Origin of the sequence: Nonomuraea jabiensis (assembly GCF_014204795.1) — a bacterium.
GTDB classification, from domain to species: Bacteria; Actinomycetota; Actinomycetes; order Streptosporangiales; family Streptosporangiaceae; genus Nonomuraea; species Nonomuraea jabiensis.
Window position 1 is genome coordinate 9860112 of record NZ_JACHMB010000001.1, and the last position, 26921, is coordinate 9887032.

Below are 26921 nucleotides of genomic sequence, written 5' to 3' on the forward strand. Positions count from 1 at the left end.
TTTCCTTACGCGAGGGGGATCCAGACCCGCATCGGGCCGCCGTCCCGGTTGTCCCACTGGAAGTAGGGGACGGCGGTCGCGGTCACGCTGGTGCTGGTCGCCAGGGGTTTCGTGGTGTACGGCAGTCCGCCGCGCGGCTGGTCCACGGCGACGGCGTCGGTTTCGATCAGTACGGTGCGCCCGGCACCCTGGAGGTCGTCCACGGGCTTGAGGCGCAGGGGTGCCTGCGGGCTCAGGGCGAGGTCGTCCACCTCGACGCCCTCGGGCTGGTCGGCCTGCTCGAAGCAGTAGACGAGCGGGCCGCGCTCCAGGGCCACGCTGCCCCGCACCGCGTCGATCCTGCGGTGGGGGTGGACGATCCTGGGCGTCATGTCGAGCCGGAGCTCGACGGTGTCGCCCTGACGCCACTGGCGACGGATACGGAAATATCCGTCTTCGGCGGCTTGGGCTGGGCTGTCATCGACGGTGGTGCTCTCGCTCCAGGCGGGGATGCGCAGCGCGAGCTCCCATTCGCCCTCGTCCTCGATCGTGATGCGGACGAGCCCGTCCCACGGGTAGTCGGTCTCGATCCGGACCCGGCCGTTCACGGTGCCGGGGACGTACTGGTGCAGCTGCAGGCCGGCGTCGGTGGTCGTGGCCAGGTAGGAGCCGAGCGAGGCCACCAGGCGCATGATGTTCGGCGGGCAGCAGGCGCACGCGAACCACTCCCGGCGCCGCCCGAGATAGGCGTCCTCGACGAGGTCGGCGCGGCGCTGCAGCGGGTTGACGTAGAAGAAGCGCACGCCGTCGGCCGACGTGGAGGCGGCGAAGGCGTTGTAGAGCGTGCGCTCGATGAGGTCGGCGTGGCGGCCGTGGCCGGTGGCCAGGAGCAGCCGCCAGTTCCAGTGGATGTTCGCGATGGCGGCGCAGCTCTCGCTGTAGGCGCGGTCGGGCGGCAGCTCGTAGCGTTCGCCGAACGCCTCGCCGTCGTGGCGCGAGCCGTGGCCGCCCGTGATGTACGTCTTGGTGGCGACCAGGTCCTCCCAGCGGCGCAGCGAGCACTCCAGCAGCGACTCGTCGCCGGTCTCCAGGTAGACGTCGACGACGCCGGCCTCCAGGTAGAGCTGGCGCACGGCGTGCCCGACCGCGGTGTCGGCCTCGCGGACCGGCAGGTGGTCCTGGGCGTACAGCAGGCCCATGCCGCTGTCCTTGATGAGGCCCTTGCCGCGGTTGTCGATCAGTTTGGAGGCCAGTTCCAGGTACGTGCGCTCGCCGGTCAGCCGGTACAGCTCGACCAGCGCGGTCTCGACCTCGGCGTGGCCGTCGATGCCGTCGTTCCCGCCGGTCAGGAACTCCTCCACCAGGTGGTCGGCGAAGCGCCTGGCGACCTCGACCACCCCCTCGCCGATCCCGGCGCGGGCGGCCGCCACCGCCGCCTGGAACAGGTGGCCGGCGCAGTACATCTCGTGGCTGTACTCGAGCTCGGCGTAGATCTTGTCCGGCTTGACGACCTGGTAGTGCGAGTTGAGGTAGCCGTTGTCACGCTGGGCCTTCTTCAGCACGGCCGCGGCCTGGTCGGCGAACTCGGCGTAGGCCGGCTCGGGGGCGCGGACGTGCTCCCACGCGATCGCCTCCAACTGCTTGTAGAGGTCGGAGTCCTGGAAGCGGTAGCCCTGGAAGGGCCCTTCGCCCTCGCCTGCGGCCCGGCGGAGGTTGGGCAGCACGCCCGAACGCTCCATCTGCTCCAGTCCCAGCGGGATGCTGGCCTCATGATTGATCCGCTGCCATCGCGCGAACGGGCCGCCGGTGATGACGACGTCATTGATGCCGATCGGCCGCCACAGTGCCCGACTGGACGGAACGACAGGACTCTGGTGCATCGAGCTCCTCAACCTCAACCTCGGGGCCTCGCAGAGAAAACCTTGGGAATAGGTTTTCTCAAACGGAGGGTAAGGTGTGATACATCACAGGTCAAGAGCGGATGCTTGTGCGAAAGGGGACTCGGTTGACCAGTCCTTCGGATGGGGCGGCGAAGACCATCACCATCAGGGACGTCGCGGCGGCGGCCGACGTGTCGATCGGCACCGCGTCCAAGGCGCTCAACGGCCGCGGCCGGATGCGCGACGAGACCCGCGACCGGGTGCTGGCCGCCGCCGAACGGCTCGGCTTCCGGCCCAACCCGCTCGCCCAGGGGCTGCTGGCGGGCCGTACGTACACGGTGGGCCTGGTCACGGGCGACAGCTTCGGCCGCTTCAGCATCCCGGTGATGCTGGGCGCCGAGGACGCGCTCGGGGCGGGGCAGATCTCGGTGTTCATGTGCGACACGCGCGACGACCCGATCAGGGAGCGGCACTACGTCGAGCGCCTGCTGGCCAGGCGCGTCGAGGGCATCATCGTCACGGGGCGGCGCACCGAGCCGCGCGCCGGCATCGGCCGCGACCTGCCCGTTCCCGTCGTGTACGCGATGACGCAGTCGACCGACGACTCCGACGTGTCGATCATCCCGGACGACGAGGGCGGCGGGGCGCTGGCCGCCCGCCACCTCATGGCGACGGGCCGCACCCGCATCGGCCACGTCACCGGGCCGCAGCGCTTCCAGGCCGCGCGGCGGCGCGCCCAAGGCCTGATCACGGCCCTGGCCTCGGCCGGGCTGTCGCCCGCGGGCGAGATCCTCTACGGGCAGTGGAGCGAGGAGTGGGGGCGGCAGGGCGCCGACGTGCTGCTGCACGCCGCGCCCGACGTGGACGCCATCTTCTGCGGCAGCGACCAGATCGCCCGGGGGGTCGCCGAGACGCTGCGCGAGCGGGGGCGGCGGGTTCCCGAGGACGTGGCGCTGGTCGGGTTCGACAACTGGGAGCCGATGGCGCTGGGGTGCCGGCCGCCGTTGACGACCGTGGACATGAACCTCGGCGAGATCGGCCGGATGGCGGCCCGGCACCTGCTGGACGCCATCGCCGGCAAGCCCGCCGCCGGCGGCGTCACGATCGTCCCGGCCAGCCTGGTCCTGCGCGAGTCCACCCGCCGCGCCGCCCCATAGCGCGGGGGTGATGCAAGGCGCTGCAAGGGCGGCGGATGGGGTTGACCGGTGCTGTGTAACACCTTACTGTGCGCCAGGGAAAACCTATTCCCATCCTTTAAGGAGTCCGGATGGACCGAGGATGCCGCAGCGCCCCGAAAGCCGCCAGGGGTGCCAGGCGAATCACCGTGGCGGCAGTCGTACTCGCCTCCTTACTCACCGGCGTGTCGCAGCCCGCGCACGCCGCCGCGCCGACCGCGACGGTCGTCGACATGTTCGGCAGGACCGTCAACGACTACGGCGTCAAGCTCGTCGACTGGCAGGGCTACCTGGCCAACCCGTACGTCGAGCTCACCGTCAAACCCCCGACCGGCGTCCAGTACCCGGTCACGATCGACCTCAAGGCCGAGGGCACCTCCAGGCTCATGATGGACCTGCCCAGCCAGCTCACCGCCACGGGCGCCACCAAGACGCTGACGTTCGCGAGCGCGAGTGACCAGAAGGTGTTCCGCCTCGCGATCCACTCCAAGCGGGGCCCCGGCCAGGATGAAAGTTACACGCTCAAGCTGAACATCCGGGACGGGTCCGGCACGACCACCCAGCAGCAGCTGCCCATCCGGGTGCAGCAGGACGAGAAGACCGCGCTGCAGCCCAGCCTGCCGCTCACCTTCGACTACCGCTACGACAACATCACCGGCTACTTCAACGAGCCGAACTTCAGGAACGCCGCCGAGGAGGCGGTGAAGGACTGGTTCCGGTTCTTCGACATGCAGCCGTTCGACACCGTGGCGGCCGGGGCGGAGAACAACCACCTGCCGGGCAACGACTGGCAGAACAACATCAACGTCACCAACAATGCCGCCTACAACGGCATGTACGTGTTCTTCCGTGGCATCCAGACCCCGTACTCGACCGGCTACCCCGCCGCCAACGGCAAGTACAGCACCCGGAACGGCCAGCAGGTCGCGGGTCCGCTGCACCGCTCGACCGCGATGATCTTCGAGTACGACGAGGCCGGCAAGCAGCTGTTCACCTCCCTGGCCGACGAGGACTGGTACAAGACGGAGATCGCGGGCTCGGTGCTCGACGTCCACGGCCTGGTCATGCACGAGTACGGCCACGCCGTCGCCTACCACAGCGACTGGGCCGGCATGCGCTCCTACGTCCAGTCGGGCGGGAACGACCCGGATGTCGTCGCCTACCAGGGCTACCCCGTCCCCCTGGACAGCAGCTACCACATCCCCGGCGACCAGAAGTACTGGGACCGGCTCAGCGGCCAGAACGGCGGCTGGACCCACATGTTCCCCACCCGCCGGTGGATGCTGACCAAGCTGGCGCTGCTGGTCGCCGAGAACGCCGGGTGGAAGCTCAACCGCAACCTCACCCCGTTCCTGCCGCCGTCCATCGTCACCACCTCCCTGCCGTCGGCGACGCCGGGCACGGCCTACAGCCAGACCCTGCAGGCCAAGGGCGGCGTGCCGTTCTACGACTGGCAGGTCACCAGCGGCTCCCTGCCCGCGGGGCTCACGCTCGACCGGTTCACCGGGACGATCAGCGGCACCCCCACCACGGCCGGGACGTCCAGCTTCACCGTCCAGCTGCGCGACTACGACAAGCTCAGCACCCCGCAGACCAGGACCTTCCAGCTGACGGTCGGCAGCGGCGGCGGCACCTCGGTGAACGTGGCCGGCAGCGCGACCCCGTCGGCGTCGTACACCTCCTCGTGGGAGAGCGTGGCCGCCATCAACGACGGCATCGACCCGCCCAGCTCGAACGACACCGTCAACCCCCGCTGGGGCACCTGGCCCAACACCGGCAGCCAGTGGGCCGAACTCACCTGGCCGTCCGCCCAGACCCTCAAATCCGCCGACGTCTACTTCTTCGACGACGCCGACGGCGTGCGCCTGCCCGCCTCCTGGAAGCTCCAGTACTGGAACGGCAGCGCCTACGTCGACGTCCCCGGCACGTACCCGATCGCCATCAACGCCTACAACAAGGTCACGTTCAACCCGATCAGCACCACCCGCCTGCGCGTGGCCCTGCAGAGCGGCCAAGCCTCGGTGGGACTGCTCGAAGTGAAGGCCTACACCTAGAAGGGTTCAATGCGGAAGATCGCCATCTTCAGCGCGCTGGCTGCCCTGGCCGGCGCGCTGTCGGTCCCCTCCCCCAGCCTCGCCGCACGCCAGCCCGCTCCCGCGCTGGACGTGTTCGACATCTTCTACCGCAAGGTCAACGACTACGGCGTCCAGCTCGTGGACTGGCAGGGCTACCTCGCCAACCCCTACATCGAGCTGACCGTGCGCGCCCCCAAGGTCCCCGGCATCCAGTACCCGCTGAAGGTGGACCTGCAGGCCAAGGGCACCTCCCGGCTGATGTTCAACATGCCGAGCGAGCTGACGGCCGCCGGGGCGACCAAGTCGTTCACGCTCACCGGCCCCGCCGACCGCGAGGTCGTGCGGCTGGCCATCCACTCCAAGCAGAGCGGCGGCCAGGACGAGCTGCACCAGTGGATCATGAAGACCACGGACGCGAGCGGCGCCACCGGCACCCAGACCATGCCGATCCGGGTGCAGCAGGACGAGAAGACCCCGCTCAAGCCGACGATCCCCATCGACTTCGACTACCGCTACGACGACATCACCGGCTACTTCAAGGACCCCGGCGTCCGCAAGGCCGCCGAGGCCGCCGTGCGCAACTGGTTCGCGTTCTTCGACCTGCAGCCGTTCGACACCGTCCCGGCGGGCGACGAGGTCAACCGGCTGCCGGGCGACGACTGGCAGAACGAGGTCGAGGTCTCCAACGCCAAGCCCTACAACGGCATGTACGTCTTCTTCCGCGGCATCCAGACCCCGTACTCGACCGGCTACCCCACCATCAACGGCAAGTTCCACACCCAGAACGGCAAGCCCACCCCCTACCACCGCTCGACCAGCATGATCCTCGAGTACGACGAGCAGCTGATGAAGCTGTTCACCTCGCTCAAGGACGAGGACTGGTGGAAGACCGACCTCGGCCAGGTGATCGACGTCGAGGGCCTGGTCATGCACGAGTACGGCCACGCGGTCGCCTTCCACAGCGACTGGCAGGGCATGGCCGACTACGTGGCCTCCAAGGGCAAGGACGACCAGGAGGTCATCGACTACCAGGGCTACCCCGTGCCGCTCGACACCAGCTACCACGTGCCCGGCGACGACCCGTACTGGGACCGGATCAGCGGGCAGAGCGGCGGGTGGCGGCACGTCTTCCCGACCCGCAGGTGGGAGCTGACCAAGCTGTCGCTGCTCATCGCGGAGAACGCCGGCTGGAAGCTCAACCGCAAGCTCACCCCGTTCCTCAAGCCCTCGATCGAGACCTCCGCCGTCCCGGCGGCCAAGGCCGGGGCCGCCTACGAGCAGCGGCTGCGGGCCAAGGGCGGCGTCCCGTTCTACGACTGGCAGGTCACCGGCGGCTCGCTGCCGGAGGGGCTCACCCTCGACAGGTTCACCGGAGCCATCACCGGCAAGCCCGCCAAGGCCGGGTCGTACGAGTTCACCGTCCAGCTCAGGGACTACGACAAGCTGAGCGCCCCCGTCACGCGTGACTACCAGCTCACCGTCGGATAGCACGAAGGAGGGCGGCGGAGACCCCGCCGCCCTCCCCCTTTTTCAGAGGCCGTAACGGCTCTTCAGGTGCCGCCACCAGTCCCGGAACATCCACTTGTCGAACTCCGTGATCTGCGTCGCGCTGCCCGCCTTCATCAGGAAGCAGCACTGGCCCGTCGGAGTCCAGTCGTAGAAGTCGTCCAGGCCGAACGAGTGGCCCATCTCATGCAGCAGGATGTGGATGTTGTCGGCGTTGAGGTTCGACATGTAGTACTCGCTGCCGATCCGCTGCCCCCAGTCGCCCCCTGCTCCCCCGCCGAACCCGGCGGTCAGCCAGAGCGACATGTCGTAGTGGTGCGAGGCGCCGCCCGGGCAGTTGGGGTACTGGCCGCTCTGGTTGAAGAACCGGCCGCAGGGCTCGGAGCACTGGGGCGCGTTCTCGCGGATGTTGTTGACGTAGATGTCCACGGAGTTGTCGCTCCACTGCAGCTGCGCCCGGTCCCGTACGGCCCAGCCCACGACCTTGACCGGCACGTTCGCGTAGGGCCAGCCGTTGTGGCCGGCCATGACGTCCATCCACTTCTTGAACTGGCGGGCCAGCGCCGCGTGGATCTGGTCACGCTGCGCCGCCGTCACCGTGGCGGTGGTGTCCCAGCGTACGCAGTAGTTGATCGAGCCGCCGTTGGCCATGATCTGGTCCCAGCCGTAGTTGCGGAACCCGTACAGGTTGGGGTACGTGCTCTCGACGTGCTGCCAGACCTCGTTGAGCGGGGTGACCAGGTTGGCGGGCGGGTTCCAGGCCGAGGTGCCGCCGCCGGAGTCGGGGGCCCACGCCTTGACCTCCAGCAGGCCGACCGAGCCCGCGCCGCTCTGCAGCTGCACGCGCAGGCGCGTGGTGCTGACCTGCGTGAAGGTCACCTTGTTGTAGGCGTTGACGGCGACCGGGTAGGAGGCGGAGATGTCGACGTAGGCGCTGCCGTTCCAGTACTGGAGCTTCCAGGAGGCGGGGACGCGCACGCCGCCGCCGTCGTCGAAGAAGTACACGTCGGCGCCCTTGAGGTTCTGGGCCGAGCTCCAGGTGAGCTCGGCCCACTGGGCGCCGGTGTTGGGCCAGGTGCCCCAGCGGGGGTTGACGGTGTCGTTCGAGCTGGGCGGGTCGATGCCGTCGTTGATGGCGGCCACGCTCTCCCACGAGGAGGTGTAGGAGGCGGACGGGGTCGCGGACCTGGCCGCGTTCGTGTCGGCCAGGGCGTTCTGGATGGGTAAGAAGAACGTGATGATCAGGAGGAGGGGCAGGACGGCCAGCCGTTTCATTCGGGCCTCTCTGATTGTGGTAGCGCTAACATTCGGGGGCTCACCGGTAGGTGATGTCGGATGAGGAGTAGATGCAGTTCACGCCGTCGGCCCCGGATCCGATCTTCACCGGCTCCTGGCCCTTGGGGACGCCCCGGTACTTCTCGCAGATGGTGGCGCTGCCGTACACGGTGATCCGGCTGAACCTGGCCGTGTCGCCCCAGTTCGTGTTGATCCCGGCCAGGACCTTGGTGGTGCGGACGGTGACGCCGTCCATGACCACGTTCCGCCGGTAGGAGGTGGAGCAGTTGCCGCAGGCGCGGTAGAGCTTGCCCGAGCTGTGCACCTGGAAGTTCCTGATGGTCAGCGTGCCGGCGCCGTTGTGCTGGAACACCTTGTCGGAGGCGGACTTGGCGCCGCCGCCGTCCACCAGGTAGGTCGCCGACGAGCTGGACGACTTGAACGTGGCGGCGTCCTCGCCCACGTCGTTCCACCACACGTTGCGGATGGTGCACGAGCCCTCGCAGTGGATGCCGTCGCCGGCCGGGGCGTCGATGATGACGTTCTGGATGGTGCCGCCGTTGGCCACGACGAACATCGGGTCCTGGCTCTCGCCCTGGCCGCCGTCGCCGATGCCGTAGTAGCGCTTCATGCCGCCGTCGAAGAACGTACCGGCGTTGCGGGTCGAGGTGAGATGCACGCTGCCGGTGTCCGAGGGCCAGGGACCGCTGCCGTCGGTCGGGGCGGCCTGCGCGGACGGCGCCGCGGTGACGGCGGCCAGCAGCCCGGCGACCATCGCTGTGGCCACCACGGTGGAACGGGATCGGAATGTCAAGGTCGCCCTCCCTAGTCGGTAAGCGCTTTCCCAATGGGACTTGAACCGCGCCTGCTTTGATCGCACGGGCACGGGTCCACGTCAAACCCGGGACGAAGGTGTCGCCGCCGACCTGCGGGTTCAGGCTGAAACTTTCATCTTCTCCGGGCCCCCTGAATTGTCGGCCCGGCCGCGTAGGGTGCCCCGCATGGCGATGCTCATCGGGAGGGAGCGACCCGCGGCCGTGCTCCGCGCCGAGGTCGAGCGCACGCTCGTCAGCCACGGCGCGCTGGTGCTCGTCACCGGCGAGGCCGGCATCGGCAAGAGCGTCCTGGTGGCGGGCGCGGCGGAGGAGGCCGTGCGCGGGGGCGCCCGGCTGCTCGCCGGCGCCTGCTGGGAGGGCGAGGGCGCGCCCGGCTACTGGCCATGGGTCCAGGTGGTCCGCCGCCTCACGCCCGGCGCCACCCCGCGAAGCCCCTTCCTGGGCCTGGCCGGCTCCGACGGGTTCGAGCTGTACGACGCGGTGACCGGCCTGCTGGTGGACGCCTCCCGCGAGCAGCCGGTGGTGGTCGTGCTCGAAGACCTCCACTGGGCCGACCCGGCCTCGCTGCGGCTGCTGGAGTTCGTGGTGCGTCATGCCTGGTTCGAACGGCTGCTGGTGATCGGCACCTACCGCGACGCCGAGGTCGACGGGCCGCTGAGCCTGCCCCTGGAGGCCAAGGCCACCGTCCTGACGCTGACGGGGCTGGACCGGGAGGAGGTGGGCCGGCTCGTGGCCCACACCACTGGCGTGGAGCCCGGCGAGGAACTGGTGACGGAGATCCACCGGCGCACGGGCGGCAACCCGTTCTTCGTGGAACAGACCGCCCGCCTGTGGCAGGGCGGGACCCCGCTCGCGACGATCCCGCCGGGGGTGGGGGCGGCCGTGCGGCGCCGGTTGGCGCGGCTGCCGGAGGAGGTGCTCGAGGTGCTGCGGATGGCGGCGGTCCTGGGCCGCGAATTCACCGAACCCACCCTCCACACCGCCCTCACTCCCCCACCCCTCAACTTCCCCCTCACCGCCTCCCCACCCAACGGCACCTCACCCCGCAGCACCTCACCCGACTGCACCCCGCCCCACCACACCTCACCCGACGGCACCCCATCCCAAGACACCCCAGCAGACGGCAACGCATCCGCCGACACCCCATCCAACGGCACCCCGCCCAACGGCACCTGTTTCGACGGCACCCCATCCGGCGACCCCGTGCCTGACGGCTTCTCTCCCGACGGCCCTCCGTGTGACGAGCCCGCGCCTGGCGAGCCTGCGCCCGACGACTCTTCACCCGACGAGCCCTCACTCGACAGGACCCCGCCCAACGACCGTGCGTCCAACGGGCCTGCGCCCAACGGGCCTGCGTCCAACGGGCCTGCGTCCAACGGGCCTGCGTCCAACGGCCCCTCGCACGACGACTCTCCACCTGGCGGACCCCAGCCCTACCGAGGATCCGCTCGCAGCGCCTCTCCAACCAGGCAGGCGTTCGTCGCGACCTCGGCCTCGGTGCGGCGGGCCCTCGACCAGGCGGTGTCCGCCAAGCTCATCACCCCTCTGGGCCCCGGCCGCCATGCCTTCATCCACGACCTCGTACGCGAGACCCTCTACGCCGAGCTGAACGAGGAGGAAGCCCGCGCCCGGCACGCGGCCGCCCTCCGCGCCCTCGACCCCGCACTCCCCGCGATCCGCGCCCACCACGCGTACCTCGCCGCCGCCCCCGACGCCCCCGCCCTCCTCCTCACAGCGGCCAGGGACGCCGAGGCACGGATGGCGGACGAGGAAGCAGTCGGCCACTACCAGCGCGCCCTGGAGCTGACCCCCGCATCGGAGGCACGCAGACGGGCCACGATCGGCCTGGACCTGGGCGTGGCGCAACACCGAGTGGGCGACACCACCACCGGCGCCCGCACACTGGAAGCCGCCGTCGCCATCACCCGCCGCCTGGACGACCCCGACCTGCTGGCCCTGACCGCCCTGAAACTGCACGACCTCGGCCACACCGACCAGGGCCGCTGGACCGACTTCGTCCACGAAACCCACCACCGCCTGGTCCCCCCACCCACGGCCGGCGCGCCCTCCCGCGAGATCACCGCCCGCGCATCGGTCAACCCCACCCCCGGCCGACCCGCGACTCAGAGCGCGCCAGATCATGGCAGACCCAGTCCAGCGAGCACAGTGGGCCCGGCAAGCACCCCCACCCCAACGACACACCGACGCAACAACATCGCGCAGACACCCACCCACGTCCTCCACGAGACGAGCGACACCACAGGTCCGCACGGCACCCCACAGGACCTCAATGTCCTGCACGAGCGCAAGGCCCGGGGCGTGCTCGACCACTTGCGTGAGGACGACTACCCGTGTGACGACGGTCATCCGCGCGAGGCCGACCACCAACGCGAGACCCACCCCCCACAGGATGCCGACCACCAACGGGAGGCCGACCCCCCGTGCCAGGCCAACCACTCACGGGACGCCCACCATCCACGGGATGCCGACCACCCCCATGAGGACGACCACCCACGCGAGGCCGACGCCCTGCTCGGCGGCGGCGACACCACACCCGACACCACTCGCTACCCCCGAGGGCGGTTGGACGTCGCGGCCCTGGAGTTGAGCGCGGTCGCGGCAGAGCTGGCCAGGCAGGGGCAGGACGACGAGACGCTAGGCTTCAGTCTCCTGGCCAGACTAGGGGCCATTTGGGGCCCGGGCAGCGTGGCCGAGCGGCTGGCCGTCACCGAAGAGCTGTCGGCCGTGGCGCGACGAAACCGGGATCCGCGCCTGGAGCTGACCGCGCGCTCCTGGCGCGTCGGAGCGCTGCTGGAAATCGGCGATCCCCGGTGCCTGCCCGAGCATCAGGCATTCGCCACGCGCGCCGAAGGTGCCGGGCTGACGCTGTTCCAGCACGAGGCTACGGTGCTCAAGGCCATGTTCGCCACGCTCACCGGACGCTTCGCCGAGGCTGCGACCCACATCGACGCCGCCTACGAACTGGGCGAGCAGCCAGGCATCGGCCGACGCGACCTGCGCTGGATGCAGCGGTGGTCGCTCGCGACGCTCAGCGGCCACTTCGACGTGGCCGACGTCGTTCTGGCGGAGATGGAGCTCGCGGGCAGCCATCACTTCCCGCTCTACCGCGCCGCGACGGCGGTGCAGCGCGGCGACGAGACTACGGCGCGCCACCTGGCGCAGGTCGTGACAGCAGGCGAGGGTGCAGTGGGGCACCCGGCGGAGATCGTGCCTGCAGGGGAGGGCACGGCGGGCCACCCGGCGAAGATCGTGACAGCAGGCGAGGGTGCGGCGGGCTACCTGGCGGAGGTCGTGGCGGCGGGTGAGCAGTATTTGCGGTGGATGGCGCCGCTGTGGCTGAGGCTCCAGGCTCAGGCGGCCGCCCTGTCCAAGGATCCGGTGCTCTGCGAGCGCGCGCGGGCCGCGATCACCCCGTACATCGGCCAATGGGGCGTGACGGCCACTGTCGCCGTCGAGGGGCCGTTCGCGTACTGGGCGGCCGTACTCGACGCCGCCCAGGGACGCTTGGACGAGGCCGTCGACGGGTTCACGGCGGCCTGTCGTGCGGCCGACCTGCTGGGCGCCCGACCCTGGTCGATCGAGTCCCGCGCCCGCCTGGCCGAGGCGCTGCAGGCGCGCGGCGACGACGCCTCCACGCTGATCGCGCAGGTCGAGCGGGAGGCCACCGCTCTCGGCATGCTGGTACGCCTGCCGCGCCCCGCAGCCAACGCCTTCCGCTTCGACGGCGGGGTCTGGACCCTGACCTTCGCCGGCCGTACCGTGCACGTCCCCGACTCCAAGGGCCTGGCTGACCTGCGCGTCCTGATCGACCGCCCTGGGAGCGACGTCTCGGCGGTCGAGCTGCTGAACCCGGCCGGCGGCGAGGTCGTCGTCACCGCCCGGAGCATGGGCGGCGACGACGTACTGGACGAGGAGGCCAGGACCCGCTACCGGAGGCGGCTGGAGCTGCTCGACGACGAGATCGACCGAGCCACGGAGCTGGGCGACGACCGCCGGGCGGCCGAGCTCGACATCGAGCGCACGGCACTGCTGAACGAACTGCGCACGGCCGCCGGGCTGGGCGGCCGTCCGCGCCGGCTCGGCGACGAGGCCGAACGCGCCCGCAAGGCGGTCACCAACCGAATCCGCAACACGCTACGCCAGCTCGACCACCGCCACCCGGAACTCGCGGCCCACCTGAGATCCTCGGTCTCCACCGGTGCCACCTGCCGGTATCACCCCAGCCCCGAGGTGCGCTGGTCCCCGTGACAACCGACCCTTAGGGGGCTCGGGCTGCGGGGCCTGACCGTGGCCCGCTGGCCGGAGGCCGTCCCGACCGAGCGGCTCGCCCACGACCCGGCCACCGCGGCCCAGCTCATCCCTCACAGGGCAGCCACCGCCGCTCAGCTCATGCCCCACAGGGCAGCCCCCGTCGCTCAGGTCATCGCCCACAGGGCAGCCCCCGCTGCGCGGCTCATCGCCCATGGGCCAGCCGAGGTGTTCGGCGCGGCAGCTCAGTACGACATCGGCGAGATCGCACAGGCCGTTGAGCACGCAATCCGGCCGGGGAAGACAGGCATGGTTCTCGTCGCCATTCCCTGACTCTTCGGTTGCCTTCCAAGTGTGTCCAGAGCAAAGCTGACGCCTTTACATTGTAGATTTCCCAGAAGGGTCCTCGAGTTGCCGGATCCGAGGCAAGCGGCAGCCGTGTCAGCTGGTTGCCGTCACCGGGTGGTGTCAGCGGAGCGTCGCGAAGAACGTGGTGACGTCCTCGGCGAAGAGCGCAGGCTGCTCGGTGGCGAAGAAATGGCCGCCCTTGTCATATTCGGCCCAGTGCACGATGTTGTGGTCGCGTTCGGCCCAGGGGCGGATGGTGACGTCGCAGGGCTTCGACACGAGCACGCCCGTTGGCACGGTCCCCCGCGCTGCCGCAGCCCAGTCCCCCGCGCCACCCCAGTCACCCACACCGCCCAAGTTGGACGCTCTCGAAGCGGTCGCATCGCCCCAGTCACCGCCACCACCCGAACCGGCCACACCCGAACAGGACGCGCTCGGGTCCGACGCACTCGAACCCGACGCACTCGAACCCGATGCACCCGAGCCCGATGCACCCGAGCCCGACGCACCCGAGCCCGACGCACTCGGGTCCGACGCACTCGAACCGGACACACCCGAGGCCGACGCACCCGAGGCCGACGCACCCGAGCGGGACGCGCTCCAGCCCGGCCCACCCGAGCCCGACGCGCCATCCCACTCACCAGCAGCGTCGGCATCGGGAGCGCTGGCCCAGTCGGAAGTTTCGCTTGGGACGGAGTCGCCGCTTGAGGGGGCGGTCCAGTCGGTCGGGCCGGATTCGCTCCAGGCGGCCGTGCCCATGCTCTCGTAATAGAACTGCGCCGACGACCCCGCCGTGCCGGTCAGCCAGTAGATGGTGACGTTGGTCAGCATGAGGTCGCGGTCGAGCGAGTCCTCGGGCAGCCCCTCCACCGGGTCCGTCAACTCCTTGAACTTCTCCATGATCCACGCCAACTGCCCCACCGGCGAGTCGTGCAGGCCGTACGAGACCGTCTGCGGCCGCTTCGACTGGGTCTGGAGGTAGCCGTCGTTGAAGTTCTGCATCGTGTCCCAGCGCCGCCGCTCCTCCTCCGTCAGCCCGTCCATCTCCCCCTCCTGGCCGACGGGAAAGGTGATGGCGGCGTTGAGGTGGACGCCGACGACGTGGTCGGGGGCGTGTTTGCCCATTTCGGGCGCGATGAAGGAGCCGCTGTCGCCGCCCTGCACCCCGTACCTGTCGTAGCCGAGCAGTGCCATCAGCTGCGTGAACGCCCTGGCGGTGCGAGCAGGATCCCAGCCGGGGCCGGACAGCGGGGTGGAGAAGCCGAAGCCCGGCAGGGAGGGGATGACCAGGTGGAAGTCTCGCGAGAGGGGCTCGATGACGTCCAGGAACATCACGAACGTGCCCGGCCAGCCGTGCAGGAGCATGAGCGGCAGGGCGGACGGGTTCTCGGAGCGGATGTGGGCGAAGTGGATGTTCTGCCCGTCGATCGTGGTGGTGAACTGGGGGAGCTCGTTGAGTCTGGCCTCGTGGGCGCGCCAGTCGTAGCCGGTGCGCCAGTATTCGGCCAGGTTCTTGAGGTAGTCGAGGGGGACGCCACGCTCCCATCCGGTGCCGGGGAGCTGGTCCTGCCAGCGGGTCATGGCCAGGCGGGTACGGAGGTCGTCCAGGTCCTGCTGAGGGACTTCAATACGAAAAGGGCGAATTGTCATGATATTTCTCCTGTTAATGAGCTAAATGCGGAAGGCGGCGGCGTGCGCTGCGGCCCACTGGGCGAACGTGCGCCCAGGACGGCCGGTCACCTGCTCCACGGTCGGCAGTACGACCGAGGCGGCCTCGGGCGGGTTGGCGCCAAGCCGGACCGCGAACTCGATCAGCTCCTCCCCCGCCCCCCACGCCTCCATCGACGCCCGGTACTGCGCCTCGCTCAGTTCCTCGAACCGGATCTCCCGCCCGACGGCCTCGCCGATCACGCGGGCCCTCCGCTCCGGGGTCAGCGCCTCCGGCCCGGTGAGCAGGTACGACTGCCCGGCGTGTCCCTCCTCGACCAGCGCCGCCACGGCGACGGCGGCGATGTCGGCCTCGTGCACCACGGCCCCCGCATGGTTGCCGAAGACCCGGACCACGCCCTCCGCGCGGATCGATTCGGCCCATTCGAGCGCGTTGGTCATGAACTCCACGCAGCGCAACTGCGTCCAGCCGAGGTCCCCGGCCCGCAGCGCCTCCTCGACCGAGCACTCGTCCCAGCTGCTCAGCACGCTGACGCGGGTCACGCCCGCCTTCGCGGCCAACTCGGCGAGCTCGGCCCCGGTCCGGAGCGCCGCCTGGTCGTCCTCGGCGACGGTGATCAGGTGCAGCCCGGTCACGCCTTCCAGCGCGGGCCCCAGGGTCTGCGGTGCGGTCAGGTCGCCGTAGGCCACCTCCACGGCCCCGGGCAGTTGGGCCGCCGCCGGGTTCCTGGTCAGGGCTCGGACGCGCTCGCCACGCGCGACGAGCTGCGTCACGATCTGGCGGCCGACCGTGCCGGTGGCGCCGGTCACGAGGATCGTCATGGTTTCCTCTCATCCGAAGGTCTCGAACGTCTCGACAGTCAGGCGCCACACGGGAAATAGCACCCGCTACACCGGTGGAGGCTCCGCCCAGCGGCCGCGCCCGCCATCGGCTGGAGCTCGATGACGTACCCGAACATCTCCCGCCTACGGGGAGGCAGGCCACGCCGGCAGAGCCCCCGAACGTTCGCGACTTCTGCGGAGGCGACAGGCCGCGACGAGCTTGGCGGCGGTGAACGCGCCGGCGGCTCTGGGCATTAGCCTTCTCGCCGGCCCGCGCGACATTTGACAAATTCGCCTCCTCCTGCTCTCTCAATTTACCCCGAGAGCGCCTGGAATTAATTTGTCAAATCGACTCGACAAAGGTCTCAGTGGTCAAAATGAAGCGCTACCTTAAACGCATGGAATTTCGTCGTCTCGGCCGTAGCGGCCTGTCCGTCAGCGCGATCTCCTATGGGCACTGGCTCGCATACGACGCCCCGGACCAGGAGGAACGTGCGCGAGCATGCGTCGCGGCGGCGCTGGACGCGGGCATCACCACATTCATCACCGCGGACGCGTACGCGAACACCGCAGCCGAGTCGGTGCTCGGCCGCGCCCTGAAAGGACAGCGGCGGGAAAGCTTGGAGATATCCACGAAGGTGTTCTGGCCCACCGGTCCGGGCGGGCCCAATGACAAAGGTCTGGGCCGCAAGCACATCATGGAATCGGCACGTGCGTCACTGCGGCGGCTGGGCACCGATTATCTCGATGTGTATCAGGCGCATCGATTCGACCGGACGGTGCCGTTGGAGGAGACCATGGTGGCGTTCGCCGACCTGGTCCGGCAGGGCCATGTGCTCTATGTCGGCGTCTCCGAATGGACGGCCGAGCAGATCACCAAGGGCGCCGCGCTCGCCCGGGAGCTGCGCGTGCCGTTGGTCTCGAACGAGGCGCAGTACAGCGCGTTGTGGCGGGTGGTCGAGGCCGAGGTCGTGCCGGCGTGCGAACGCGAAGGGCTCAGCCAGCTCGCCTGGTCCCCTGTCGCGCAGGGCGTACTGACGGGTAAGTACCAGCCGGGGCAGCCGGCGCCCGCCGGATCGCGTGGCGCCGACCTGAGCGGTGCGGGCAGTTTCATCCAGCCCTTCCTGAGGGAGGACGTGCTGGTACGGGTACGGCGGCTGCGTCCCCTGGCCGATGAGGCCGGGCTGTCGCTGGGGCAGCTCGCGCTGGCCTGGGTGTTGCAGCGCCCCAACGTGGCTTCGGCGATCATCGGGGCATCGCGGCCCGAGCAAATACGGGAGAACGTCGAAGCGGCCGGGGTCCGGCTCGGCGCCGATCTTGTGGAGCGCATCGATCAGGTGCTCGACGGCGTCGTCGAGACGAACCCGGCACTGACGACGAGCCCGTGAAGGGGAGGCTCGAAGACGGGCCTTCGGTCCAGTCGACACCGGATGCGGGTTGATCTTGAAGGCTCCGGCAGATCCGATCAGTCAGCCACCACGGCGGTCGTCGACGATCACGGCCAGGCCGGGCCAGGCGCCCGCAAAGCGGCGCAGGTCGTCGGCGAGCGGGGGCAACTGCGCATCGGGCAGGAAGTGCACGGTCGTCCCCGTGGTGCCGTCGCCGGCGACGGGCTCCAGGCCGGTGACGGGGACGCCGTGCTCGTACCGCTGGGTCCAGGACCCGTTCAGGCGGCGGTTGGTGTGGACGAGCCACTCGCTGAGCGCGGCGACGACGGACATGCCGCGGCGCGGATGCCCGTCGGCGAGCACCTCCGCGCCGAGGTTGTCGAAGAAGCGCAGGTCCCTGGACGCCATGACAGGCTTCTTCACCGGCCGCCCCTGGTCGTCGAAGCGGGTGTCAGTGCCTCGCCCCTCGTCGGCCACGGACACCGAGCCGTCGGCGTGGAGGGTGACGGTGCAGCGTCCGGCTCCGGTGCTCGCCGCCTCGTCGGCGGGGTAGGCGAGGACTTCGAGGATCAGGTGCCGGACGCCGCCGGGGGCGAACTCGGCCGGGTTGTCCCGGATGTGGGAGAGGTGGGCGAGGTCGATGTCGGCCGCCCAGTCGTGGGTGGTGTTACGCCAGGAGGCTCGGGGTGTGCTCACCGCAGCACCCTACTCACGGCCCGGAAGCGGTCGAGGGCGCCCTGTGGACGCTACGGCAGCGTGCGGCTGTGGCGGATGGCGCGCTCACGAGTGCGACGGGTGGGCTCTCCGCGCAGTTGCAGGTGACCACCCCAGATCGGGGGCGGCGAGCAGATGCGGCGGGCACAGGGTGAAGGTGCCCACGTGGTTGACGCCGAACTGCGACTCGAACCCGTCGGTGGTAGGCAGTGCGCGTCACGCTCGCCGGCGTCCTGCAGCCGGTCAACGGGTGACAGCGGGCGCGGTCGGCCCAGCCCATCGGCCGGGCGGCCGGGCGATCGAGAACTGCGGCGACGTCGCAGGCAGGTGCCCGCTCGGACAGCGCGCCGGTCAGCCGCCTCGGTGGTGCGGGTAGGCGGAGGCGATGAGGCGGCTCAGAAATTGATCGAGATCGTCGAGCCCGTAGGAGGCGAGGACGTCGGGCGGCTGGGTGAGCAGGTAGGTCAGAGCGCTGTTGACGGCCAGGGTCACGATGGCGGCGCTCTCCCGGGTGGCCGGGAGGCCGGCGGCCTGGTGGGCGGACAGGTGCAGGTCGAGGTCGGCGCGGGAGAGCCGGGCCAGAGCCTGCTGCACCGGGGGGTTCCTGGCGGCCTCGGCATGCAGTTCGATGAAGGCCAGGACCCGCGACCGGTTGACCGTCATCGCCCGCTCGATCATCAGGCGCAGCAACACGAGCAACTGGTCGACGGTGTCGATCTCGGCCTGCCGCAGCTCGCTCCAGTAGCGCTCGACGCACCGCTCGGCGGCGGCCCGGAGAAGGCTGTCGCGGGTCGGGAAGTAGTTCTTGGCCGTGCCTTCCGGCAGCTCGGCGGCACGATCCACCGCACGGTGGGTCAGGCCTCTGCCGCCCTCCCCCGCCAGCACCTCGATGGCCGCGTCGCACAACCGGTCGCGGCGGTCCCTGTTCTCCACCATGGCCCCATCCTCCCGCCTTTGTGCAATCACCATAGCTGTGGTACCACATATGTGGTGATTGAGATGAAACGAGCTGTCGTCGTCGGCGCCGGAGTCGGCGGGCTGACGACCGCGATCGCGTTGCGCGCGATCGGCTGGGAGGTTTCGATCTTCGAGCGATGGCCTCAGGTCGTCGCCGAAGGCACGGCGCTGGGCATCCGCCCGGACGCCCAGGCCGGCCTGGCCCGTCTGGGGCTGGGCGAGCAACTGCGCGAGCGCACCGTCCCCTACCGGCGCGCGCAGATCCGCACCCCCGACGGCCGGCGCCTGGCAGACCTGCCGTTGGAGCGCATCGAACGACGCGCAGGGGCGCCGGTCCGCATGCTGTCGCGGGTCTCGCTGATCGAGATGCTGGTACGGCAGGTGGACCCGGCGACGATCAGCACGAGCGTGGAGATCACCGATCCCGCCGCGCTACGCGCCGACTACGACCTGGTGGTGGGCGCCGACGGGGTACGCAGCGCGGTGCGCCAGGCGTTCTTCGGTGCCGCGACCCGTCCCCGCTACGCGGGCATCATCGCCTGGCGCGGCGTGATCAAGGGCTTCGAACCGCAGGACTACGGCGAGACGTGGGGGCGCGGACAGATGTTCGGGATGACGCCGCAGGCCCCGGGGGTGACCAACTGGTACGCGCCCGTACGCACCCCGGAAGGCGTTCGCGAGAGCCTCGACGACCTGCGCGCCCGCTTCGCCGGCTGGCACGACCCCATCCCGCGCGTGCTCGCGGCGGCCGAGGAGGACGCCGTGCTGCGGCACGAGGTCTACGACCTGGCGCCACCGCTGGGGTCCTACGTGAGGGGGAACGTGGCGCTGGTAGGGGACGCGGCCCACGCGATGACGCCCGCGCTGGGGCAGGGCGCCTGCCAGGCGCTGCTCGATGCGGTCGAGCTCGCCGCCTGCCTGCGTGCGCACCCCGGCGACGTGGGCAAGGCGCTGCACTCCTATGACGCGCGGCGGCGCCCGGCCGCCCAGCGGATGGTCACCGCCTCCAGCTGGATGACCCGCCTGGCCGGAGCCGGTCGCCTGGCGGGTCCGCGCAACACGCTGATGCGGCTGCTGCCCATCTGAGTGCATGGGACGAGCTCGACCTCCGCGGCGCCAACCGTGGCCCAGGGGCTACGGCAGGACCTTGAGCAGCCGGTCGGCCAGGACGGCTGCCGAGGCGGGGTTCTGGCCGGTGAACAGGTTGCGGTCGACCACCGTATAGGGCTTCCATGTCTCACCCTTGGTGAAGTCGACGCCCAGGTCGATGAGCTCGTCCTCCAGCAGCCAGCGGGCCTTGGGGGCGAGGCCGACCGCGTTCTCCTCCTCGTTGGTGAACGCGGTGACCCGGTAGCCCGCGAAGGGCGACACGCCACGGATCCGGGTCGCCAGCATCGCCGCCGGGGCGTGACAGACGACGGCCAGGGGCTTGCCGGAGGCCAGCGCCGCGGTCAGCAGCCGGCCGGCGTCCGCGTCGACGCACAGGTCCTCCATGGGACCGTGGCCGCCGGGGAAGTAGACCGCGTCGTAGTCCTCCGGACGGGCGTCCGACAACCGGATCGGCCGCCGCATCTCCTCGGCGGAGCGGATGATCGCCTCCAGGTCGAGGGCGAGCTGCGCGCTGCCGGCCATCTCGGGGCGCAGGCTCATCATGTCGACGGTCGGGACCACGCCGTCGGGCGTGGCGACGACGATCTGGTGGCCGGCGTCGGTGAGCACCTTGTACGGGGCCGCGAACTCCTCGGCCCAGTAGCCCGTCGCATGCCTGGTGCCGTCCTTGAGCGTCCAGTACGCCGTCCCGGTCATCACGAAAAGTAGCTTCGCCATCGGACAACCGCCTCCCCGTCCTGCGTTCTGATGCGGTTGGCACAGGTCGTACAGACAGCATTTCATGTCCGCCGTGATCGAGGCGACGGTGGGGCCTCAGCCCGGGCTGAACCAGCGGGTGAGCGCCGCCTTCAGGCCGTCGGGGTCCGCGCCCGCCCAGGCCACGTAGCCGTCCGGCCGGATGAGCAGGGCGGGTGCCGGGGCGTCGTCGGCGGTTGCGGTCACGCGGCGCACGTGCTCGTTCCAGGGCTCCGCGGTGGCGGCGAGGTCCCCGCCGGTGAGGTCGACGAGCAGGGGGCGGGCGTCGCGCAGGAGCTCGGCCAGGCGCCGCCTCTGCCCGTCGCCGGTGGTCAGGTCAAGGGACGGTACGAACCAGCCGGTGGGCGCGGCGGGGTGGTCCTCGCCCATGTCGTAGCGGACGTCGGCGCCCGCCAGCAGGGCGGCGACCAGGCGCAGGTTCTCGGTGCGGCCGAGGAGCTCGGCGAAGAGCAGGCGCAGGGCGGTGACATCGCCTCCCGGCGCCATCAGGGCGGTCGCGGCCCGCGTGTGCATGAGCACGCGTTCGCCGCTCGCGTGGCGTTCGGTCTCGTAGCTGTCCAGCAGGCCTTCCGGGGCCCACCCCCGCAGGGTGGCGGCCAGTTTCCAGGCCAGGTTGGCCGCGTCCTGCAGGGCCAGGTTCAGGGTGGGCCCGTGGCTGACGTGGGCGGCGTCGCCGGCGATGAAGACCCGGCCGTCACGGTAACGCTCGGCGAGCCGGGAGTTGCGGCCGCACTGGCGGCGAAGCAGCGTGGGCGCGCCCTCGGGCGGCGGAGCCAGGGGCAGGCGCACTCCGAGGACGCGTTCGACGCTGTCCTCCATCTCGGCGAGCGTCATCGGCGCGCCCGGCCCCGGGAAGTCGCCTGCCGGGCGATCCTCCCATTCGGCCGTGTTGATCAGCGGCCGCTCCGGGTCGTGCGCGAGGAGGGTGAAAACGCCCCGGTCGGTACGGTGGAAGTGCGCCGGGATCTCGCCGAGGCCCTCGATCACGACCCGTCCCCCCGGCGCGAACCGGAAGCGGTCGCTCGGCCCGATGAGGGCCGTCCGGTCGACGACGTTGTCATCGCTGGTGCCGGGGAAGGCGATTCCCGCCTGCTTGCGGATCAGGCTGTGGCCGCCGTCGCAGCCGACGAGGTACCGGGCCGTCAAGGTCGTCTCGATACCGTCCGCACCGCGTGCCACGACGTCCACCCGGTCATCGTCCTGGCTGAAGGACAGCACGTCCCAGCCTCGCCGGACCTCCGCGCCGAGTTCCGCCGCGCGCTCGCCGAGCACCCGTTCCAGATCGCGCTGGTTGACCGGCAGGAGATACATGGGGTTCTCGTCGCCGAGCACGTGCAGCGGCAGGGGCATCCCGCCGAAGAAGAACCCGGGCGCGGGCACCGGCGTCCCCCGGCCCCCGCAGCGTTCGAAGAGGCCGCGGTGGTCCAGCAGCCGCACGACCTGGCCGGCGAGGCCGTGCGCCTTGTCCGCCGGGTCCGGCTCCGGCCGCCGTTCCAGCACCAGGGGCCGGACTCCCGCGAGGCGGAGCTCGCAGGCCAGGAAGAGGCCGGCGGGTCCACCGCCGACGATGATGACGTCGAACATCGTTTTCCTTAGGATACGCATCTGTATCTAACGGCGGCCACCGTAGGTCACCGCGATAAGATACGCAAGTGGATCGTAAGCGTGAGGCGACCGGACGTCGTACCGGCGGCGGCACGGCCCGGGGGGACAGCGGCGCGTCCCGGCGCCGGGGTCCCAAGCTCGAGGACGCGATCCTCGACGCCGCGTGGGAGGTGCTGATCGAGCACGGCTACCACGGCTTCACCTTCGAAGCGGTCGCCGCCCGCGCCGGCACGAGCCGTCCCGTGCTCTACCGGCGCTGGCCGCAGCGCGACGACCTGCTGCTGGCCACCCTCACCAGGTTCTGGCAGCCGATCGCGGTGCCCGACACCGGCGGCCTCCGCGACGACGCGATCGGCTTCCTGCGCAACGCGAACGCCGACCGCGCCCCCACGATCACGTTCATGAGCGTGCAGCTGGCGGACTACTTCCGCGACGCCGGCACCAGCTTCAGCGAGCTGCGCGACACCCTCCTCCCGCCGGGCCGGGCGAGCGCCTTCGAGACGATCGTCGCCCGCGCGGTCGGGCGCGGCGAGCTTCCCGACGTGCCACGCCCGTCCCGCGTGGTGAACCTGCCGTTCGACCTGCTGCGCCACGACCTGCTCACGACGATGCGCGCGGTGCCGGACGAGTCGATCGTCGAGATCGTGGACGAGGTGTGGCTACCCCTGCTGGGGATGTCCGGAGACCCGTCGCCCCCACCGGCCTGATCCCAACGCGGTCCCGGCCGGGCGGCTCAGGTCCACACTTCCGGGGGATGGACCATGAGAAGTTGTGCGACGAACTCGCGCCGGCTGCGAACCCCGGCCTTGGTGAAGATCGACTTGAGATGGTCCTGCACCGTCAGTGGCGTCGTGCACAGGTTCTGGGCGATGTCGCCGGTGCTGCGGCCCTGCACGATGCGCAGGGCGACCTCGCGTTCGCTGGGGGTGAGCCCGTAGGAGGCGAACACCACCGGCATGATGTCGGCAGGCGAGGCCAGGGTGATCACCACCGCCGCGGGTCCGTCCGCCTTGCCTCCGAGCAGCGAGGCGTGCAGCACGAACCACCTGCCGTCGCGCCCCCGTACCCGCAGGCCCGAGGGAGTCCGGATGCCCGCCGCCGCGCCCCTGGCCTGCTCGGCCACCATGACGAACGACGTCGGCACGGTGAATATCGAGCCGGAGTCGTCGGCGAATTCGCCGAGCAGCCGTTCTGCCCGCTCGTCGGCGCCCAGCAGGTGGTTGTCGGGCCCCAGCAGCACCACGGCGGGCGGCAACGGCGGCTGCGTGAAAGGCGAGTGCAGCAACTGGCCACGCTGCAGGGCGATGCCAAGATGCCGCGCGGCGCGCTGGGCCAGCACCAGCTCACCCGTCCGGTACGGACCCCGGTCGGGAGCGCGCATGAACGCCGCACAACCCCACATCCCGCCTCGGCGTCGAACACCGCGCGCAATTCGTCACCGAAGCCGGCCGGGGCGATCTGCTCGCGATAGCGCAGACTGCGCCGCAGCACCCCACCGGTAGCGCGGCTGAGGGTGTCGGCACCGCGACCGCTCAGCCGGATCTCGGGGAACCTCGCGACGTCATCGCCCCAGATCTCCAGCTGCACCGCCTGGCGGAAATCGTCCAGCTCCAGATCATCGGTGAGCACCGAGGTGACCAGACCCGTCGCCGGATCAGTCGTGTGCCAGCACACCGCGTCGAATCCGAGCACATCGCGAAGCATGGGATCGGCCTGCCGGAACACCTCCGGCGCGCTCAAGCCCGCCCCGGCCAGGTCCCGTAGATCAGAGATCACCTGGCGCTCCACATCCCTGCGCGAGATCACGGCGGCAGCCTAACCCGTCGCCCGGAATATCCCAGATTTCTGGGATATTCACGAACTTCTTCCTGCTGTGATCATGAGCTGGTCATCCCCCGACCGAACCAGGAAGACGCATGACGCCTCGAAGATCCCCGCGACGAAAACTCCTCATGGTCGTCCTCGCCACCGTCTCCTTCCTCCTCTCCCTCCTCACCGCGATCGCGATCAACCCCGCACCCGCCTTCGCCGGCGGAACCTGTTCCACCGGCAGCGGCCCCGGCGGAGGCGGCGGAGGCGGCGGTCCCGGCGGCATCCCGGAAGATCCCGACGCGGACCCGAGCCAAGAACCGCAGCTGACAGAGGAGGAGATGCAGGCGTACGTGGCGGAGAATGAGAGCCCCTACGGGCTGAGCGGCAATCCGCACGTCTATCCCGACAGCGCCGACCCCCCGCACCCCTCGGTGGGCGTCGGGTTCAACCTGGACCGCCTTGACGCCCCCGCCCTGCTGGCGGCCGTCGGCGCCAATTACGCCGCGGTACGCGCCGGAACCCAGGACCTGACACCGCTTCAGATCAGCACCCTGTTCCAGGCCGACTACCGCACCGCCGTCGCGAACGCCCGCCGAGTGTTCCACAATTTCGACCGTCTGACGTCGGCCAGGCAGGTCGTGCTGATCGACATGCTGTACAACCTCGGGCCCGGGAAATTCGCAGAGTTCAAGGCGACGATCAACGCTGTGAACACCGGCAACTTCCTCGCCGCATCGGTGCACATGCAGAACTCGAAATGGGCGAAGCAGGTCGGCAACCGGGCCAAGAAGAACGGGAGACTGATGAGCCAGGGCGCGGTATGCGACCCCAGAGACAGGCCGCGCCACGTCCCCGTCCCTCACGGGGGTGGTGGCGGCGGTGCCACATATCCCGGTGGCATCGAGGTCACACCGGTGGGTGGGAACAGCCCCTCCGACTTCGAGATGATGCTCAAGAACATCGCCAGCGAAGTCCGCTGCTACACCATGACCGTCACGGTCACCGGGCCGGACGGAACGTATTCAGCCTCAGCGATCCGCTGCGACTGACCGAGAAGCGGCGGCGAAGGGAAACCCCGTAGGGCGTCCGGTCCCGGCGTCGACCACCCGTGCCGTGCAGAACGCCGCCACGGACCTGGCGATCTCGGTCTCGCGCAGGAACCGGTCCAGGGCTTCGGGCTCGGAGGCCGTCCGGGCGTGCAGCGTCCTGACGGCCACCCGCCGCCCGAGGGGGCCCGACCCAGATAGACGACCCCTTGGCCGCCCACGCCCAGCATCCCGACCAGTCGATAGTCCCCGATCCGCCGGGGATCGTTCTCGGCCGACGGGCGCGGACCGGACATGAGGCAATCTTCTCCTGCTCAAAAAGGTATGTGTCCGATGGTGGCGCAAAGCCCACCACGGGCGAGGGCCGTCAGCCGGACAGGACACGGTAACCCGCGTCCACCGGGATGCAGGCGCCGGTCACGGCGTCGAAGCCGCCGTCGAGGACGGAGCCGATCACCGCGGCGACGTCGCGAGGTTCGAGCATCCGGCCGAGGATCGAGCGCCGCCCCAGTGCCGCCTCGATCTCGGGCGTTCGCATCATCGCGCTGGCTTCGGTACGGACCGCGCCGGGCGCCACGATGTTCACCGAAATGCCCCAGGCACCGGCCTCCGCGGCGACATGCAGGGCAAAGGTGTTGAGCGCCGCCTTCGCCGTCGCGTGCGCGATCGCCCCCTGACGTACCGACTCGGCGCTGAGGCTGGAGACGTAGACGATCCGGCCGTTGCCCTGCTCGCGCATGCGGTCCAGGGCCCGCTGGGTGAGGTGGAAGACCCCGGCGAGTTCCCCGGTGACCTTGCCCTCGAAGTCCTCCCACTGCATCCGGGCCAGCGGGCCGAACGGCGGGGCGATGTTGGCGTTGCAGACCAGGGCGTCCACCCGCGGGCAGGCCTCAACGAGCTCGGCGACCTGGCCGGGGTCACGGACGTCGGCCCGCAGAGCCTGCGCCGTGCCACCGGCCGCCTGGATCTGATCGACCACCGAGGTGGCCGCCGACGTGTCGGCGCGATAGTTGACGATCACGTGGAAACCGCGACGGCCCAGCTCCTGTGCCGTCGCGGCACCGATACCGCGCCCTGCACCGGTGACGAGTGCGATGCGTCCCATGTCCTGCCTCCTCCGCTCCACGGCTCCGGTGGCAGACTCTAGGTATTGAGCATTCCAAGAGAAAGTACATACCCGTTGGTAAGCTCCATACCCCGCCATCGGCTTTCTGCTCGTCAAGGGGTGGCATGACGCATGAGTGACGCGTTTCACAAGGACTGCCCGGCGCGCATGGTGCTCGACCACGTCACCAGCCGCTGGGCGGTGCTCGTGCTGACAGCCGTCCGCGGCGGCCCGCTACGGTTCCACGAGCTACGGACCAAGATCGAGGGGATCAGCGAGAAGATGCTGTCCCAGACGCTGCGCACCCTCGTACGCGACGGCTTCGTCCGCCGAACCGTCACCCCTTCCACGCCGCCGCAGGTCAGCTACGGTCTGACCGCCCTCGGCGAGGGGATCACCGAGCCGCTCCAGACCCTGTCCGACTGGATCCGGGACCACGCGGATGACATTCTCGCCGCCCAGGCCGGGTACGAGCAGGAAACTCCCTGAGCGTCCAAGGAGCACACCCGCTCGACATTTGCCGGTAACAACCTGGTAACAGGGTCTTCTCCTCGGCAATGTGAGCGGTCACACTCAGGCAACAAGAAATGTGACC

The 26921-nt window shown here is 70.1% G+C and carries 20 protein-coding genes; 9 read left to right on the forward strand and 11 right to left on the reverse strand.

The window, feature by feature from the left end:
* Positions 1-5 precede the first annotated feature (5 nt).
* Positions 6-1859, reverse strand: coding sequence for a glycoside hydrolase family 127 protein (locus HD596_RS45170; RefSeq protein ID WP_185075498.1), 1854 nt, complete (start codon positions 1857-1859; stop codon positions 6-8).
* Between the two features lie 125 nt (positions 1860-1984).
* Here HD596_RS45170 and HD596_RS45175 point away from each other — a divergent pair, with 125 nt between their 5' ends.
* The 3 genes from HD596_RS45175 to HD596_RS45185 all read left to right on the forward strand — a co-directional run bounded on the left by HD596_RS45175 (position 1985) and on the right by HD596_RS45185 (position 6597).
* Complete coding sequence (locus HD596_RS45175; RefSeq protein WP_246555325.1) at positions 1985-3016, forward strand: LacI family DNA-binding transcriptional regulator; 1032 nt, start codon at positions 1985-1987, stop codon at positions 3014-3016.
* A gap of 110 nt (positions 3017-3126) precedes the next feature.
* The gene (locus HD596_RS45180; protein ID WP_185075500.1) at positions 3127-5088 is read left to right on the forward strand and encodes an Ig domain-containing protein; all 1962 of its coding nucleotides are present in this window, start codon (positions 3127-3129) and stop codon (positions 5086-5088) included.
* 9 nt (positions 5089-5097) lie between these two features.
* Complete coding sequence (locus HD596_RS45185) at positions 5098-6597, forward strand: Ig domain-containing protein (RefSeq protein ID WP_185075501.1); 1500 nt, start codon at positions 5098-5100, stop codon at positions 6595-6597.
* A 42-nt stretch (positions 6598-6639) separates the two neighbouring features.
* On the opposite strand, the gene HD596_RS60895 is transcribed toward HD596_RS45185, so the two are convergent.
* Both HD596_RS60895 and HD596_RS45200 read right to left on the reverse strand, forming a co-directional pair.
* The gene (locus tag HD596_RS60895; protein ID WP_221519871.1) at positions 6640-7890 is read right to left on the reverse strand and encodes a hypothetical protein; all 1251 of its coding nucleotides are present in this window, start codon (positions 7888-7890) and stop codon (positions 6640-6642) included.
* A 40-nt stretch (positions 7891-7930) separates the two neighbouring features.
* Positions 7931-8704 carry a pectate lyase gene (locus HD596_RS45200; protein WP_246555327.1) on the reverse strand — a complete coding sequence of 258 codons (774 nt, stop codon included), beginning with the start codon at positions 8702-8704 and terminating at the stop codon, positions 7931-7933.
* A 187-nt stretch (positions 8705-8891) separates the two neighbouring features.
* Here HD596_RS45200 and HD596_RS62845 point away from each other — a divergent pair, with 187 nt between their 5' ends.
* Positions 8892-12995, forward strand: coding sequence for an AAA family ATPase (locus tag HD596_RS62845; protein WP_246555329.1), 4104 nt, complete (start codon positions 8892-8894; stop codon positions 12993-12995).
* Positions 12996-13463: 468 nt separating this feature from the next.
* Here the strand turns inward: HD596_RS62845 and HD596_RS65285 are convergent, their stop codons facing one another.
* The gene (locus HD596_RS65285) at positions 13464-14993 is read right to left on the reverse strand and encodes an epoxide hydrolase family protein (protein WP_313046344.1); all 1530 of its coding nucleotides are present in this window, start codon (positions 14991-14993) and stop codon (positions 13464-13466) included.
* A gap of 21 nt (positions 14994-15014) precedes the next feature.
* The gene (locus tag HD596_RS45215) at positions 15015-15833 is read right to left on the reverse strand and encodes an NAD(P)H-binding protein (protein ID WP_185075502.1); all 819 of its coding nucleotides are present in this window, start codon (positions 15831-15833) and stop codon (positions 15015-15017) included.
* A gap of 398 nt (positions 15834-16231) precedes the next feature.
* Here HD596_RS45215 and HD596_RS45220 point away from each other — a divergent pair, with 398 nt between their 5' ends.
* Positions 16232-17221 (forward strand): aldo/keto reductase family protein, encoded by a 990-nt coding sequence (locus tag HD596_RS45220; protein ID WP_185079103.1) that lies wholly within the window; start codon positions 16232-16234, stop codon positions 17219-17221.
* A gap of 81 nt (positions 17222-17302) precedes the next feature.
* On the opposite strand, the gene HD596_RS45225 is transcribed toward HD596_RS45220, so the two are convergent.
* Positions 17303-17917: a DNA topoisomerase subunit B gene (locus tag HD596_RS45225; RefSeq protein WP_185075503.1), complete on the reverse strand. Its 615-nt coding sequence runs from the start codon at positions 17915-17917 to the stop codon at positions 17303-17305.
* Positions 17918-18286: 369 nt separating this feature from the next.
* Positions 18287-18871, reverse strand: a complete 585-nt coding sequence (locus HD596_RS45230) for a TetR/AcrR family transcriptional regulator (RefSeq protein ID WP_185075504.1) — start codon at positions 18869-18871, stop codon at positions 18287-18289.
* Positions 18872-18934: 63 nt separating this feature from the next.
* On the opposite strand from HD596_RS45230, the gene HD596_RS45235 reads away from it, so the two are divergent.
* On the forward strand, positions 18935-19978 hold the full coding sequence (locus HD596_RS45235) for an FAD-dependent monooxygenase (protein WP_185075505.1): 1044 nt from the start codon (positions 18935-18937) through the stop codon (positions 19976-19978).
* A 48-nt stretch (positions 19979-20026) separates the two neighbouring features.
* Here the strand turns inward: HD596_RS45235 and HD596_RS45240 are convergent, their stop codons facing one another.
* Together HD596_RS45240 and HD596_RS45245 are read right to left on the reverse strand one after the other, a co-directional pair.
* Positions 20027-20719: a type 1 glutamine amidotransferase domain-containing protein gene (locus tag HD596_RS45240; protein ID WP_185075506.1), complete on the reverse strand. Its 693-nt coding sequence runs from the start codon at positions 20717-20719 to the stop codon at positions 20027-20029.
* Positions 20720-20815: 96 nt separating this feature from the next.
* On the reverse strand, positions 20816-22342 hold the full coding sequence (locus HD596_RS45245) for an FAD-dependent monooxygenase (RefSeq protein ID WP_185075507.1): 1527 nt from the start codon (positions 22340-22342) through the stop codon (positions 20816-20818).
* A 68-nt stretch (positions 22343-22410) separates the two neighbouring features.
* Between HD596_RS45245 and HD596_RS65290 the strand changes: the two genes are divergently transcribed.
* Positions 22411-23070: a TetR/AcrR family transcriptional regulator gene (locus HD596_RS65290; RefSeq protein WP_185075508.1), complete on the forward strand. Its 660-nt coding sequence runs from the start codon at positions 22411-22413 to the stop codon at positions 23068-23070.
* A gap of 26 nt (positions 23071-23096) precedes the next feature.
* Here the strand turns inward: HD596_RS65290 and HD596_RS45255 are convergent, their stop codons facing one another.
* A complete protein-coding gene (locus tag HD596_RS45255) occupies positions 23097-23744 on the reverse strand; it encodes a helix-turn-helix transcriptional regulator (RefSeq protein ID WP_185075509.1) in 648 nt (215 codons plus the stop codon).
* A gap of 571 nt (positions 23745-24315) precedes the next feature.
* Here HD596_RS45255 and HD596_RS45260 point away from each other — a divergent pair.
* Complete coding sequence (locus HD596_RS45260; RefSeq protein WP_185075510.1) at positions 24316-25224, forward strand: lysozyme family protein; 909 nt, start codon at positions 24316-24318, stop codon at positions 25222-25224.
* Positions 25225-25588: 364 nt separating this feature from the next.
* On the opposite strand, the gene HD596_RS45265 is transcribed toward HD596_RS45260, so the two are convergent.
* Positions 25589-26326 carry an SDR family oxidoreductase gene (locus tag HD596_RS45265; protein ID WP_185075511.1) on the reverse strand — a complete coding sequence of 246 codons (738 nt, stop codon included), beginning with the start codon at positions 26324-26326 and terminating at the stop codon, positions 25589-25591.
* 132 nt (positions 26327-26458) lie between these two features.
* Between HD596_RS45265 and HD596_RS45270 the strand changes: the two genes are divergently transcribed.
* Complete coding sequence (locus HD596_RS45270) at positions 26459-26815, forward strand: winged helix-turn-helix transcriptional regulator (protein WP_185075512.1); 357 nt, start codon at positions 26459-26461, stop codon at positions 26813-26815.
* Positions 26816-26921: the final 106 nt, after the last annotated feature.